At 76.4% G+C, this 13,781-nt stretch carries 12 protein-coding genes; 3 read left to right on the top strand and 9 right to left on the bottom strand.

The genetic code is table 11. The features are described 5' to 3' along the window. The first annotated feature begins 48 nt into the window (after positions 1-48). Together QWY28_RS10810 and QWY28_RS10805 are read left to right on the top strand one after the other, a co-directional pair. The gene (locus QWY28_RS10810; protein WP_300952546.1) at positions 49-507 is read left to right on the top strand and encodes a hypothetical protein; all 459 of its coding nucleotides are present in this window, start codon (positions 49-51) and stop codon (positions 505-507) included. Further along, positions 504-1,679, top strand: coding sequence for a hypothetical protein (locus QWY28_RS10805; RefSeq protein WP_300952545.1), 1,176 nt, complete (start codon positions 504-506; stop codon positions 1,677-1,679). The genes QWY28_RS10810 and QWY28_RS10805 overlap by 4 nt, the downstream gene beginning before the upstream one ends. Before the next feature lie 47 nt (positions 1,680-1,726). Here the strand turns inward: QWY28_RS10805 and QWY28_RS10800 are convergent, their stop codons facing one another. From QWY28_RS10800 to QWY28_RS10785, 4 genes are all read right to left on the bottom strand, one after another. Then, positions 1,727-3,028 (bottom strand): MFS transporter, encoded by a 1,302-nt coding sequence (locus QWY28_RS10800; protein ID WP_300952544.1) that lies wholly within the window; start codon positions 3,026-3,028, stop codon positions 1,727-1,729. Between the two features lie 63 nt (positions 3,029-3,091). Next, positions 3,092-4,039 (bottom strand): alpha/beta hydrolase, encoded by a 948-nt coding sequence (locus tag QWY28_RS10795; protein WP_300952543.1) that lies wholly within the window; start codon positions 4,037-4,039, stop codon positions 3,092-3,094. Next, complete coding sequence (locus tag QWY28_RS10790) at positions 4,036-4,677, bottom strand: TetR/AcrR family transcriptional regulator (protein WP_300952542.1); 642 nt, start codon at positions 4,675-4,677, stop codon at positions 4,036-4,038. The genes QWY28_RS10795 and QWY28_RS10790 overlap by 4 nt, the downstream gene beginning before the upstream one ends. Continuing rightward, positions 4,674-6,071: a flavin-containing monooxygenase gene (locus tag QWY28_RS10785; RefSeq protein ID WP_300952541.1), complete on the bottom strand. Its 1,398-nt coding sequence runs from the start codon at positions 6,069-6,071 to the stop codon at positions 4,674-4,676. Before QWY28_RS10785 ends, QWY28_RS10790 begins: the two co-directional genes overlap by 4 nt. A 204-nt stretch (positions 6,072-6,275) precedes the next feature. Between QWY28_RS10785 and QWY28_RS10780 the strand changes: the two genes are divergently transcribed. Continuing rightward, complete coding sequence (locus QWY28_RS10780; RefSeq protein WP_300952540.1) at positions 6,276-8,960, top strand: SpoIIE family protein phosphatase; 2,685 nt, start codon at positions 6,276-6,278, stop codon at positions 8,958-8,960. Between the two features lie 31 nt (positions 8,961-8,991). Here the strand turns inward: QWY28_RS10780 and QWY28_RS10775 are convergent, their stop codons facing one another. The 5 genes from QWY28_RS10775 to QWY28_RS10755 are packed head-to-tail and all read right to left on the bottom strand — an operon-like array spanning position 8,992 to position 13,709. Then, positions 8,992-10,293, bottom strand: coding sequence for a glycosyltransferase (locus QWY28_RS10775; RefSeq protein WP_300952539.1), 1,302 nt, complete (start codon positions 10,291-10,293; stop codon positions 8,992-8,994). Next, entirely contained in the window at positions 10,290-11,357 is a 1,068-nt protein-coding gene (locus tag QWY28_RS10770) for a glycosyltransferase family protein (protein ID WP_300952538.1), read from the bottom strand. Before QWY28_RS10770 ends, QWY28_RS10775 begins: the two co-directional genes overlap by 4 nt. Further along, a complete protein-coding gene (locus QWY28_RS10765) occupies positions 11,354-12,283 on the bottom strand; it encodes a ferredoxin family protein (protein ID WP_300952537.1) in 930 nt (309 codons plus the stop codon). The genes QWY28_RS10770 and QWY28_RS10765 overlap by 4 nt, the downstream gene beginning before the upstream one ends. Then, entirely contained in the window at positions 12,280-13,437 is a 1,158-nt protein-coding gene (locus QWY28_RS10760) for a cupin domain-containing protein (RefSeq protein WP_300952536.1), read from the bottom strand. Before QWY28_RS10760 ends, QWY28_RS10765 begins: the two co-directional genes overlap by 4 nt. Positions 13,438-13,439: 2 nt before the next feature. Then, complete coding sequence (locus tag QWY28_RS10755; RefSeq protein WP_300952535.1) at positions 13,440-13,709, bottom strand: hypothetical protein; 270 nt, start codon at positions 13,707-13,709, stop codon at positions 13,440-13,442. Positions 13,710-13,781: the final 72 nt, after the last annotated feature.

Genomic DNA, 13,781 nt, shown 5'->3' with positions numbered 1-13,781 from the left:
GGTGTAGGGCGGGGTTTCGCGGCGCCGCCGGAGCGGAAGAGTGCCGCCATGGGCGAGATCCTCCTCGAGTACAACGACCTCACGTCGACCTCGGCGACGTTCAGCGCCCGGGGCGAGCGGCTCGGCTCGACCAGCGTCTCGGCGCCGGTGACCGGCGTCGAGGGGGCCTCGACCGTCGCGATCGACACCCTCGTCGCCCGCGCCCAGGACCTCGGCGCCCAGCTGACCGCCCTCGCCGGCGTCGTGACCGAGGTCCGCGACGAGGTGGAGACCGTCGACCGCAGCCAGGTCCCGCAGTACAGCGGGCTGAGCCCCTACTTCCCGTCCAGCCCCGGCGGGGGGTACGGCCTCGGCCCGGGGCTGGAGGGCTACCAGGGCCACGTCACCCAGACGCCGGGCGCACCCGACGTCGTCGAGCTGCCGGAGAACCTCACCCCTGGCCACGACGCCTCCTCCCACGGCTCCGGCGGAGCCGGGAGCGGCCCCGGACAGAAGGACCGGCCATGAGCACGTCGATGAGCACCGAGGTCGCCGCCGACCCCGCCTCCTGCCGCGACACCGCGGCCGAGCTGCGGGCGCTGCGCCGCCGGGCCGACCGCGCCGAGGACCACGGGCGCGAGCGCTCGCGGCACTTCGCCTCGGCCTCGGCCGCCGGCCAGGCCGCCGAGGCGCTCTCCAGCGCCTGCCAGGTGGTCTCCGCTGCCGGTCGCCGGCTCTCCGACGACGCCGACACCGCCGAGACCGCGCTGTCGCGGTTCGCCGACGGCATCGAGGACGTCGAGCAGGGCATGGAGCAGGCCTGGTCGGCCGCCCTCGCCGCCGGCCTGCAGTCCAGCCTCTACCGCGACATCGTGCTGCCGGCCGACCCGACCGACGAGCAGGTCCTCGCCTGGAACGACGCCGTCGCCACGGTCAACCGGCTCCGCGAGCGCGAGCTCGCGCTGCAGCAGGCGCTCGTCGATGCCCTGTCCGCCATCACCCCCGAGCAGCTGCCCCGGCCGCAGGGGCTCGCCCCTGCCGAGCCGCTGCCCGTCCCGCAGGGCACGGGCGGCACGGGCGGCACGGGCGGCTCGGGCGGCTCGGGCGGCGGTGCGGACGGCGGCTCCGGTGGTGGTGCGGGCGGCGGCTCGGGCTCGGCCGGCGGCTCCGGACCCGTGGGCGGTCGGGACCTCGAGCCGACCGGCGGGCGGGACGGAGGTCGGGACGGGGGCCGGGACGGGGGCCGGGACCACGCCGAGCTCGTCGGCGTGCCGCACCAGGCGGGCGTCTTGCAGGCGCCCGACGTCCAGGGTGAGCTGCGCCTCTCCCAGCAGGTCCGCGACCACCAGGTGGAGGTCGAGGGCATCCGCGAGCAGCTCGCCGCGACCACCGACCCGGTCGCGCAGGAGGCGCTCGTCGCCGAGCTGGCCGCCGCCGAGCAGCAGCTGGCCGAGACGCAGGCGGAGCTGGAGCAGCTGCAGCAGCGCAACGACGAGATCGAGGCCGCCCAGCAGGCGGCCCACGCCGCGGAGCACGGGCAGCGCGGGGACGGGCCGCACGGGGACGGGCCGCGCGGGCACCAGGTGGCCCAGGCGGTCGGCCAGCCATGGACGACGCTCGAGGCGACCGGTCAGCCGGCGGGTCCCGCGTTCGAGCCGCTGCCGGACGCCCACGCCTGGCCGCTCCCCGGCCCCCGCTGACCGCTGCGGTCCGTCGAGGTGGGCAGCCCGCGGGCAGCGCGGCTCCCTCAGGCGTCGCCGGTGGCGGCGCGGGCGGCCCGTTCGGCGACGGCGTGCTCGTCGGTGCGGTCGTCGTAGGACCAGAAGTCCCGCAACCACGCGGCGGTCAGCGCGACCCCGGCCACGCAGGCGACGCCGCCGCTGCTGATCGCACCGCGCACGGACCACAGGTCGGCGGTGACCCCGGCGCGCACCTGGCCGCCGAGCGGTCCGAGGGAGTACGACAGCATCTCGATGCCCGCGAGCCGGCCGCGCATCGCCTCGGGGATCGTCTGGCTCCACACGGTCGCCCGGAAGATCCCCGAGATCATGTCCGCGGTCCCGGAGAGGCCGAGGAACAGCAGGACCAGCCAGAACGACGGCATCATGCCGGCGATCGCGACGCACCCGCCGTACGCCGCCGCGGCGACGACGATGGCGCGGCCGTGGTGGTGGACCCGGGTGGTCCAGCCGCTGGTGGCCGTGGCGAGCATGGCGCCGAGCGTCTGGGCGATGTAGAGGGCGCCGAGCAGCTCGGGGTTCTCGAAGACCTCCTCGACCAGGGCCGGGAAGAGCACGACCGGCAGCGCGAGCAGCATGGCGGCGATGTCGACCAGGTAGGTGCCGAGCAGGTCGCGGCGGGAGAAGGCGTACCGGACGCCCTGGCCGATCGCGGCCAGGCTGGGCGGGGTGGTCTCGGCGCGATGGGCGTAGGACCGCATCCGCACGTAGAGCATGGTCGCGACGGCCAGGCCCACCACGTCGAGCAGGAAGCACCAGCCGATGCCGACGGTCGCGATGAGCACGCCGCCGATGGCCGGGCCGAGCAGGACGCCGATCTGGATCCCGAAGCTGCCCAGGGCGTTCGCGGCCATCAGCTGGTCGTGGCGCACCGTGCGCGGGAGGAGCGCCTCCCGGGAGGGCCGCTGCAGCGCCGAGCAGGAGACGAGGAAGACCGCGACCACGAAGACGACCCACACGTCCGGGTCGTCGCGGAACGCGTTGAGCGCGAGCACGCCGGTGAAGAACGCCTGCGCGACGCCGGTCCAGATGAGCAGCCTGCGGCGGTCGACGTGGTCGGCCAGGGCGCCGCCGTACAGGCCGAAGACGACGAGCGGCACCAGCTCGACCATGCCGATCGCGCCGACGGCGAAGTTCGACCCCGTCAGCGTGTAGACCTGGTAGGGCACCGCGACGTAGGTGACCATCGCGCCGAGGTAGAAGACGGTGCCCGCCCAGAACAGCAGGCGGAAGTCGCGGGACTCCCGCAGCGGGGTGATGTCCATCTGCAGGCCGCGCAGGGCGGTGCGAAGCCGGGCGGTCCAGGTCATGCGTCGATCACGAGGGGCGATGGTCGCACCCCGACCGACGCCCGCGCGAACCGGTCGCGCGGGCTACGGCGCGAGGTGGCGGCGCAGGAAGTGCACCTGGTGGGCGAGCGCGGGCTCGAACCACTCCTTGCCGGCGTACACGTCGAAGTGGTCGCACGGGTAGTGCCGCACCTCGCCGCGAGCCGCGAACGCCGCCTTGAGCGCGGCGTGCGGCGGGGCGCTGCGGTCGTGGTCGGCGATCTGCACCAGCAGCGGGCAGCGCAGGTCGGCGGCGTGGCGGGCCGGGCGGTGCCCGCCGAGCTCGAGGCCGACGGCGGCGTCGACCTCGTTGCGCCAGCTCGGGCCGGCGATCGCGAGGTAGTCCTCGTAGCAGCCGTCGAGGGTGAGCGCGCCCAGCTCGCCGGGCCGCGCGACGACCGGCATCGTGCGCGGGCCGGCCACCCGGCTGCGCACGCCCTCGATCGTCGAGCGGAGCATCGCCGAGGGCTTGTGGTGCCGCGCGGCGAGGCGGCCCGCGGCGAGCCCGTCCACGAGCGGGGTCAGCGCGACCACCGCGGCGACGTCGTCGCGGGACGCGCCGGCGGTGAGCACGTGGCCGCCGGCGAGCGAGACGCCCCACAGGACCAGCCGGCCCGCATCGACGCCCGCGAGCCGCTTGGCCGCGGCCATCGCGGCGCGGTAGTCCTCGACCTGGCCGGCCATCGACACCGTCTGCCGCGGCGTGCCGCCGGAGGTGCCGAAGCCGCGGTAGTCGAACGCGAGGACGTCCAGCCCGGCAGCGGCGAGGCCACGGGCGTACGGCTCGAGGCCGGAGTCCTTGGTGCCGGCCAGCCCGTGGGCCATCACCACGACCGGCCGGCCGGCCGGGCCGGCGAGCTCGTCGGTCGCGGCCGGGAAGTGCCACGCCGAGAGCTCCGTCCCACCCGCGGGGATCGAGACGTCGTGGCGGGGACCGGCGAGGGCGGCTGCTGCGGTCGGGGTGGCTCCGGCGGTCTGCGGCTGGCTGGTCATGAGGTGGTCCTCCCGTAGATGGCGCTGGTCCAGAGGTGCACGACGGCGGCGATCTGGTCGTCCGGCCGGTCGCTGGGCCGGTCACCGGGCCGGTCCTCGGCCCGGTCCTCGAGGCGGACGAGCCGCTCGAGGGTGCGGTCGTTGAGGTCGAGCAGGGCGGTGGCGACGGCGGTGGCCGGCGGCCCGGCCGGCGCCCGGCCGGCGGCTCGCTCGGACTCGATGAGGGCGGCCACCACGTCGACGAACGACGCGATCCGCTGCTCCCAGCCCTCCCGGACGGCGGCGCTGGTGGCGCGGGCCTCGAGCATGGCGCGGTGGACGTGGGTACGCCGCCGCCAGCCCACGACCACGGTGCGGATCGCGGTGGCGATCCGCTCGCTCATCGCGCCCTCGCCGCCGAGCAGGCCGGCAGCGTCCCAGGCGTCGTCCTCCATCTCGTCCATGAGGGCGGCGACGGCGGCGGCCTTGTTGTCGAAGTAGAAGTAGAACGCCGACCGGGTGACGCCGGCCCGCCGGGAGAGGTCGGCGACGTTGATGTCCTCCAGGCGCGCGTGCGGGCCGGCCTCGCGCAAGGCCCGGTCGAGCGCCTCGAGCAGGGCGGCCCGGCGCTGGTCGCCCCGGGTGGCGGCCGGGCTCACGGGGCGGCCGGCTCCGCGACCGCGCCGCTGCTCGCGACGGGGCTCGCGGCGCTCCGCCCGGCGAGGACGGGCGCACCCGTGCGGCGGGCCCGCTCGCGGCCCTGCGGCAGCTCGGTGGTCCGCATCTGGTGCTCGTAGACGAAGTAGTCGAGCTGGTGGGTGTGCCGCGGCCGGTCGAGCATGTGACCCATGTAGAGCTCGTCGTCGGCGCGGATCACCTCGTGCATCCGGTCGACCGGCGGCGGGACGTACTCCCCGACGGCGTACGCCGCGATCAGCCGCGCCTGGCTCTCCACGAACGGGAAGAGGGTGGGGGTGGCCTGGGCGAAGCCGGCGAAGAGCAGGTCGTCGAGGCCCGGCTTGAAGATCCGCTTGTAGAGGTCGATCCGGTTGCCGGGGGCGCTGATGAAGTCGGGGTCGAAGAACGGGAACGTCAGGTTGTAGCCGGTGGCGTAGACGATCACGTCGAACTCCTCGGAGCCGCCGTCCTCGAAGTGGACGGTGCTGCCGTCGAGCCGGGCGACGTTGCCGCGCGGGGTGACGTCGCCGGACTTCAGCCGCAGCGGGAGCTCGGTCGACTGCGTGGGGTGGGCCTCGAAGAACTTGTGGTTGGGCGCGGGCAGGCCGTAGTTCGTGGGATCCGAGCCGGTGAAGCGCTGGCCCCACTGGGCGACCTTGCGCTGCCACGACAGCGGCAGCTGCGGGTAGGTCCGGTAGTTCATGTCCGCGGCCTTGCCGTACATCAGCTTCGGCACGATCCAGGCGCTGCTGCGGGTGGAGAGGGTGACCCGGTTGCGCAGGACCCGCTGGGAGAGCTCGACGGTGATGTCGGCCGCGCTGTTGCCGAGCCCGACGACGAGGATCCGCTTGTCCATCAGGTGCAGCGGCGTCCACGGGTCGATGTAGTGGTGGGAGTGGATGGACTCCCCCGTGAACTCGCCGGGGAAGTCGGCGGTGCGGGGGTCCCAGTGGTGGCCGTTGGCGACGACGAGCAGGTCGAAGCGGCGGGTCTCCCCGCGCTGGGTCTCCAGCTCCCAGCCGCCGTCGGGCAGCCGCTCCGCGTGCACGACGCCGTTCTGGAACTCGATGTGCTCGCGCAGGCCGAACGCGTCGGCGTAGCTGTCGAGGTAGTCCTTGATGTCGGTGTGGTGCGGGAAGTCCGGGAAGTGCTCCGGCATCGGGAAGTCCTTGAAGGACAGCTGGTGCTTGGAGGTGTCGATGTGCAGCGAGCGGTAGGCGCTGCTGTGGCCGTTGGGGTTGCCGAACGCCCAGTTCCCCCCGACCCGGTCGGAGCTCTCGAACGTCGTGACCGGCACGCCGTAGTCGACGAGCATCTTGGTCGCGGTCAGGCCACTGATGCCCGCGCCGATGACGGCGGTGGTGGGTGCTCGCATGCCGGCGAAACTAGAACGCGTTCTTGACACGCGTCAAGAGAGGGGGCGACGTCGGTCGCGCCGGGACAAATCTGGGACGATCCTTCGTCGACGACATCGCCGCTCGCGCACAATCCGACCGGGGCAGGCATCGACCCGGCCCCGGCCGACGTACGAACGGGAAGAGATGACTCCGCTGGACGGGTGCACGACGGAGCGCGACGGGTGACCGGCGAGCCCGAGGGCGGCCGGGCCGCGGCCGGCGTGCCCGGGGGCCCGTTCACCAGCGGCGGCGAGCTGGAGGCGGCGCGGATGCGGTACGCCCGGCGGCTGGCCGGCCGGGGCACCCGGGTCTCCGCGGCCGACCGGCTCGCCGAGCTCGCCGCGCGCCTGCTCGGCACCGACTCCGCCCAGGTGTCGGTGGTCGCCGACGTGCAGACCGTCGTGGGCGGGGTCGGCGCGGCCGCGGCGTCGGTGGGCGTGGAGTCCCCCGCGGAGGAGTCGCTGTGCACGGTGACCGTGCGCGAGGGGCGCCCGGTCGCGGTGACCGACGCCCCGCACGACCCACGGGTGCGGGACCTGCCGCCGGTCACCTCGGGCGTCGTCGGCTCCTACCTCGGCGTGCCGCTGGCGGCCGGCGGCCACGTCGTCGGCGCCCTGTGCGTCTTCGACGCCGGACCCCGCGGCTGGGACGAGGACGACATCTCCCTGCTCGAGCTGCTCGCCACCCCGGTCATGGCCGAGCTCGAGCTCGCCGCCCTCGAGGTCGACTACGGCGACGAGCGGCTCATCTGGCAGCTCGCCGTCGACGCGGCCGGCGTCGGCGCGTTCGACTGGAACCTCCTCACCGGCGAGCTGCGGTGGGACCAACGGCTGCTCGACCTCTTCGGGCTGGCGCGGGACACGTTCGGCGGCACCATCGAGGCGTTCGTGGCCTCGCTGCACCCCGACGACCGCGACCGGGTCGGCGCCGCCCTCACCGAGGCCATCGCGGCGTGCGGTGAGTACCGCGCGGAGTACCGCGTCGTGCTGCCCGGCGGGTCGGTCCGCTGGGTCGGCGCCCGCGGGCAGGCCCTCGCCGGTCCCGACGGCGACGCCGTCAGGGTGCTGGGGGCCGCCTACGACGTGACCGCGGTCCGCGACGTCGAGAGCCGCGTCGCGCGGGTCCTGGAGTCGATGCCGACGGCGTTCTACCAGCTCGACGACGCCTGGCGCTTCACCTACGTCAACGGCGAGGCGCGGCGCCTGCTCAGCGGGGTCAGCAGCGATCCGGTCGGCGCCACGATCTGGGACCTCTTCCCCGCCACCGTCGGCAGCGAGTTCGAGACCCACTACCGCGCGGCCGTCGAGACGGGCCGGCCGGTCACCTTCGAGGCCCACTACCCGCCTCCGCTGGACGGTTGGTACGAGGTCCGCGCGTGGCCCGACCACGACGGCGGCCTGGCGGTCTACTTCATCGAGATCACCGAGCGGCACGCGATCGGCGAGCAGCGGCGGCTCGCCGCCGCCCGCGCCGGCCTGCTCGCCGAGGTCACCGCGGCCCTGACCGACACCCTGGACGGCGAGGAGGCGGTCGGCCGGCTCGCGCAGATGCTCGTCCCGGTGCTCGGCGACTGGTGCGTCGTCACGCTGGTCGACGGCGCGGACGCCGCCGTCGACGCCCGGCTGACCACCAACTGGCGCCGCCGCCTGCGCGACGTCGGCTGGTGGCACGCCGACCCGGACCGGCGCGACCTCGTCGAGCGGTACACCGCGGTCCGGATCCCGGCGCTGGCCGACACCTCCTTCGTCGCCGAGACCCTGCAGCGCAGCAAGCCGGTGCTCATCCCCGCCCACGCCGCGGAGAAGGTCGGCGAGGTGCTCGTGCCCGGCGAGGCGCGCGACCTGGCCCGCCGCCTCGCCCCGGAGTCGGCGGTCGTCGTGCCCCTGCGCGGCCGCAACCGCACGGCCGGGCTGCTCACCATCTTCCGCGACCAGGGCCGCCCGGGCTTCACGCCGGAGGACCTCGACACCCTCACCCAGCTCGCCGGACGCGCCGGCCTCGCGCTGGACAACGCCCGGCTCTACACCGAGCAGCGCAACCTCGCCGAGGGGCTCCAGCGCAGCATGCTGACCGCGCCGCCGGAGCCGGACCACGTGCACGTCGCCGTGCGGTACGCCCCGGCGGCCGAGGCCGCCCAGATCGGCGGCGACTGGTACGACGCGTTCATCCAGCCCGAGGGCGGGACCGTCCTGGTCATCGGCGACGTCGTGGGGCACGACACCGAGGCGGCGGCCGCCATGGGCCAGGTGCGCGGGCTGCTGCGCGGGATCGCCGTCACCACCGGCGAGGGGCCGGCCGACGTGCTGCGCCGCGTCGACGCCGCCATGCAGACGCTGCGGATCGAGACGACCGCCACCGCGGTCGTCGCCCGCCTCGAGCAGACCCCCGACGAGGTCGAGCGGGGCGTCACCCGGCTGCGCTGGTCCAACGCCGGCCACCCGCCGCCCGTCGTCGTGCTCCCGGCCGCCGAGGGGCAGCGCCCCGGGACGCTCACCCTCCAGGCGGCGGGGAGCAACCTGCTCCTCGGCATCGACCCCGGAACCCGGCGCGACGAGCACACCGTCACCCTGCCGCGCGGCTCGACCGTCCTGCTCTACAGCGACGGGCTGGTCGAGCGCCGCGGCGAGGTGATCGACCGCGGCGTGGAGCGCCTCAGCGGCGTCGTCGCCGACCTCGTCGCCGACGGCCTGGGTCTCGAGGCGTTCTGCGACGAGGTCCTGACCCGCATGGTGCCGGACGCCCGCGACGACGACATCGCGCTCGTCGCCGTGCGGCTGCACCCCCAGGACCGGCCGCGCCCGGCCGAGGCCGGACCGACGGCGGTCCCGCCGGGCGTCCCCGCCGACCCGGCCACGCCCGACGGCTGAGCCGGGCTCCGCGCGCGCCGGCTGCGGCTGGTCAGCCCCAGCCGCCGAGGTGGGCCTCGAGCGAGGTGCCCTCCGGCACCGGCGCCAGACCCAGGTCAGCAGCGGGCTCGGTGAGGTCGGGGAACAGGTCGGTGCGGCCCCACCGCTCCTGGCGACGTACGCCGCGCAGCGCACGCGCCGTGACCAGGGCCGCACCGTCGGGCCCGGCGAGCCGCAGCGCGGCCGGCGCCCCGGGGCCGGCCAGCCGGTCGACGACCGCCCGCCACGCCACCGGCGTGCCGCGGGCGGGCCGGTCCAGGTGCAGGTGCCAGGCTGGCGCGTCCGGGGGCGGCTCGGAGCCGACCCTCGGGTCGCCCGCGAGCAGTCCCGCCAGGGGCGGCGGTACCTGCACGCGGGCGCTCGGGAGCGCCGCGAGGAGGCTGTCGAGCGCGATCAGCACCTCGGCCGGGTCGAGGCCGTCGGCCACCGTCACGAGCGGGTCCCGCGGACCGACCAGCAGCCCGCGGGGCGCGGCCCCCGGCGCCGGCACCCGCCGGGCGAGCGCGAGCGTCTCGGCGAGCGCACGGTCGCGGTCGGCGGCCGACGTGCGCCCGGCGAAGTCGGGGCCGTCGTGCCACGCGACCGCGGCCGGCTCGTGGGCGAGGAGCGCGCCGTGCCGCCAGGCCCGGGCGGCCCACTCCCAGTCCTCGCCGCCGTAGGTCCGGAACGACTCGTCGAAGCCTCCGGTCTCCGCGTGCAGCCACCGGCTGCACGCGGCGACCGCGGAGAGCACGAAGCGGTAGGAGGTGTCGTCGGCGTCGAGCAGGCCGCGGGTGCGCTCGAGGCCGTCGGCGAGCCACGCCGGCGACGGCAGCTCGTGCGCCGGTCCGGCCACCTCGACCGGCACGTCGACGGGCACGCCCGCGAGGTCGGCATGGCGCCGGCGGCCGACCACCAGCGCCTCGGGCAGCAGGTGCGGCAGCCGGCTGATCTCGGCGACGTACCCCGGCTCGGGGGTCGTGTCGGCGTCGAGGAACACCAGGACCTCGCCGGTCCCGGCCGACGCGCCGAGGTTGCGGGCGGCGGCCGCGCGGAACCCCTCGTCGGGCTGCCGGACCAGGCGTACGCCGCCGGGCACCGCCGGTGGGGTCGCCGAGCCGTCGTCGGCGACCACCACCTCGAGCCGGTCGGCCGGGTGGGTCTGCCGGGCCAGGGCGTGGAGGGTCCGCGCGAGCTCGCGCGGCTGCTCGTAGTGGGTGACGACGACGGTGACGCTCGGCGGCGGACCCGGCACCGGCGCGGCCAGGTCCCACCGGTTGCCCGGGACCGTGGACCCCTGCGGCGGCCGGCTCACGGGAACGGCACGAACACGGGCCGGTCCGGGTCGGGGACGGTGCGGTGCACCGAGGCCCACCACGCGGCGTACTGCCGGGCGCTCGCGGCGAGGTCGGGGCCGGGGACGTAGCCGTCCGGGAGCCAGGTGAGGGACGGGTCGTCGAGGGCGCGCTGGAGCGCCGGGACGAGCCCTGCGTCGTCGTGGAGGACGTGCGCGCCCGGGCGCAGGGCGGCCACCTCGCGGGCGTAGGGGCCGTCGAGGAGCAGCGGGCGGCGGCCGACGGCGAGCCACCGGTTGACCGAGGCGGACGCCGAGAGGTGGCGGTGGCCGCTGACCGGCACGGTCGCCCGGACCATCGCGGCCGCCAGCGCGTCGTCGGGCAGCCAGCCGGTGACGGTCAGGCCGACGCCGCCGGCGCGCGCCCGGCGGTGCAGCTCGTCGAGCAGGTCGGCGTGCCCCTCGACGGGCGCGCCGAGGCAGACCACGTCCACCGCGCGGCCGCGGGCGCGCAGCTCGGTGGCCGCCTGCAGCAGCTCGCGGTGGCCCTTGTCGGGGTAGACGAAGCCGAGCGCCGCCAGGGTCGCCGGGCCGTCGGGGACCGGCCGGGCGGCGGGCCGCTCGACGGCTGACGCGGGTGGCACGGCGGGCACGACCGGCAGGTGCACGACCGTCCCGGGCGGCAGCCCGCGGTCCGCGCCGACCCGGGCGAGCGCGCGGCGGAGCAGGTCGGCCTCGTGGTGGCTGCTGACCGCCCAGCCCGCGGCGGCCCGGACGACCTCGGCATAGGCGCACACCCGCTCCTCCGACGCCCACGGCTGGGGCACGTCGTGGAGCGTCACCGTCGTCGGGACCCGACCGCACAGGTCGACCACCCGTCGCACCGACACCGCGGCGGTCGGGCCGAGCAGCCGCTCGGTGAAGTGCAGGTGCGCCGGGCCGTCCGGCACCGGACCGTCGAGCACGTCGGGCCCGCCCACCAGCGACCGCGCGCCGAGCGCCCGCGCCAGCTGTGCGGCGTACTCCACGACGCCGTGGGTGCGGGGGCCGGCCACGACCTGCAGCGGCACGGCGGGGTCGGTCATCGGTGGTCTCCTCGGGTCACCGCCTCGACCTCGTGCCGCGGCGTGGGGTTCTCGCGCGACGCCCGGCACGTCAGGAGGGCCGGTGGTCCCGACGTGGTGCGCACCCGCACCGTCCAGGCCTCTCCGGCGACGTCGAAGACGGCGCGCGTGACCAGGTTCGTCGCCGGGCCCTCGACGGATCGGTCCCGCCACCGGACCGCGTCGCGACGGGTCTCGGCGAGCTCGCGGCGCAGGGCGACCTCGGCCGCCTGGACCGGCATGGGGTACGCCGTGCGGCCGCGCAGGTGGTCCAGCTCGAGGTGGCCGCGGGCCGAGGCGTCGGCCACCTCGAGGGCCGCGCCGGGGTCGAGCCGGCCGTAGTACAGCCCGTCGGGGAGGAGCAGCAGGTTGCCGGCGTACCGGTCCCCGCCGATGTGGGAGACCTCCCAGGTCTCCTCGGGGTGGGCCGCCGCGAGGGCCGCGGCGACCGGCCGGCCGAGCTCGGCGCAGCAGGCGTCGTGGCGGCCGTGCGTGCAGACCGCGAGCACGGTGCCCTCGTGCGGCGCCAGGCCGCTGCTGCCGCCGGCGCGCAGCGAGGCGAGGTCGAGGTCGAGCACCTCGTGCAGGTCCTGCACCGTGCCGGACTCCAGCCGAGTGCCGCCCGGCAGGCACGAGGCGGCGAGGACCCGGAGGCCGCGGGAGCCCTCGGACGCGTCGCGGGTGCGACCCGGTCGGCGCACGAGCAGGGGGCGCACCCGGGCGGCGGCCGCGGCGGCCGCGATCCGGGGGCCGAGGCCGTCGGGGAGCCGGGCGTCGCGCAGCGCGTCGACGCCCCACGGGCCGGCGTGCTCGAGCAGCAGGAACGCCCGGACGGTCGACGCGGTGCCGGCGGGCTCCTCGCCACGACCGGCGCTCGCCACGCTGCAGCGGAACGGCGCGGCGCTCACCCGAGGACCTCGAGCAGCCCCTCCCGGACGAGGCGCCGGCACAGGACCAGGCGCGACTGCGGGTCGAGGTGCTCGGCGAGGTCGGCGGGGCACAGCTCGCCACGGGCCCGGACCTCCTCGAGCGCGGGGGCGAGCCGCGCCGGGACGTCGAGCACGCGGTCGCCGAGGAGCACGTCGAGCCGACCCTCGGCACCCGGCACGAGCACGCAGGGGTGGCCCGCGCGACGCCGCAGCGGGGTCTCGTCGGTGAGCGAGCCGAGGCGGAGCACGTCGTGCAGCCCGCCGGGCAGGCGGGGCGGGCGGGTGGTGAGGAAGCGGCGTACCTCCCGCTCGGCGGCGGCGCCGGTGTCGACCTCGCGCACGCGGGCGGCGAGCGCCTCGAGCCGGTCGGCGAGGCCGGTCGCGAGCGGCTCGCGGTCGTCGAGGTAGCCGGCCGGCAGGTGCTCGTCGGGCACCTCGGCGAGCAGCGGGTCGAGCGTGCGCCGGACCAGGCCGCGCCAGGTGAGCTGGTTGATGCCGAGGGTGACGTGGAGCGAGACGGTGTCCTGCGCGCGGGCGGCGTGCGGGGTCCCGGTGGGGAGGTACATCGAGAGGCCGGGCTCGAGGAGCACCTCCTCCGGCCCGTCCTGGCCGTGCACCTCCCACTGCTTGGTGCCGGCGGTCTGGAAGACGAAGACGTCGTGGCTGTCGGAGTGGACCGCGAACCCCTGGGAGCCGGGCGGGGTGAGGTAGGCGTTGGCCTGGCACGGGTGGCCGAGCTCGAGCTCGAGCTGGGCGACGAGCCGGGCCAGCGGCGGGTGGTAGCGGTGCAGGCCCTGGAGCACGACCGTCGCGCCGTCGGCGAACGCCGCGAGCGCCTTGCGGCCGTCGACGAGCCCCGTCAGCTGCTTGCCGGCGAGCGTGGCCGAGCGGGTGAAGGACGACTCGGGCAGCACCGACCCGTCCTGCGCCAGCCGGACCGACGGCGTGCGGATCGCGGTCGAGGTCAGCAGGTGGTCGGCGTCGTCGAGCGACAGCAGCCCGACCAGGTCGGCCGGCGCGGTGCGGTGCAGGTGCACGCGGGACGCCCAGACCTTCTCCAGGAAGGTCCGGGCGTCGCCGCTGAGCAGGTCGAGCGCCGGGTGCGGGCCCGACGGGGGTGCGTGGTCGGCCAAGGTCAGGCGTCGGTGCCGTCGGAGTCGGTGCCGTCGCCGTCGGTGGTGTCGGTCGCGTCGCCGTCGTTCGCGTCGCCGTCCGTGCCGTCCGAGTCGCCGCCGTCGGTGCCGTCCGAGTCGCCGCCGTCGCCGGCGTCCCCGTCGGTGCTGTCGGTCGCGTCGCCGTCGGCGCCGTCGGAGTCACCGGACTCGGCGAGGTCCAGGGTGGGGTCGCCGGCGGGCACGGTGGTCATGTCCTCGTCGGACAGGGGCTCTTCGGGGGTGCTGGTCATGGCGTCCTCCAGGGGCTGGCGGGTACGGGTCGGGTCCGGGTCCGGACGCCTGGCCGTTACCCAGGCCGCAGC

Origin of the sequence: Nocardioides oceani (assembly GCF_030412965.1) — a bacterium.
GTDB classification, from domain to species: domain Bacteria; phylum Actinomycetota; class Actinomycetes; order Propionibacteriales; family Nocardioidaceae; genus Nocardioides; species Nocardioides oceani.
The sequence above is the reverse complement of the archived record's forward strand: the minus strand, read 5'-3'. Positions and strand labels throughout refer to the sequence as shown.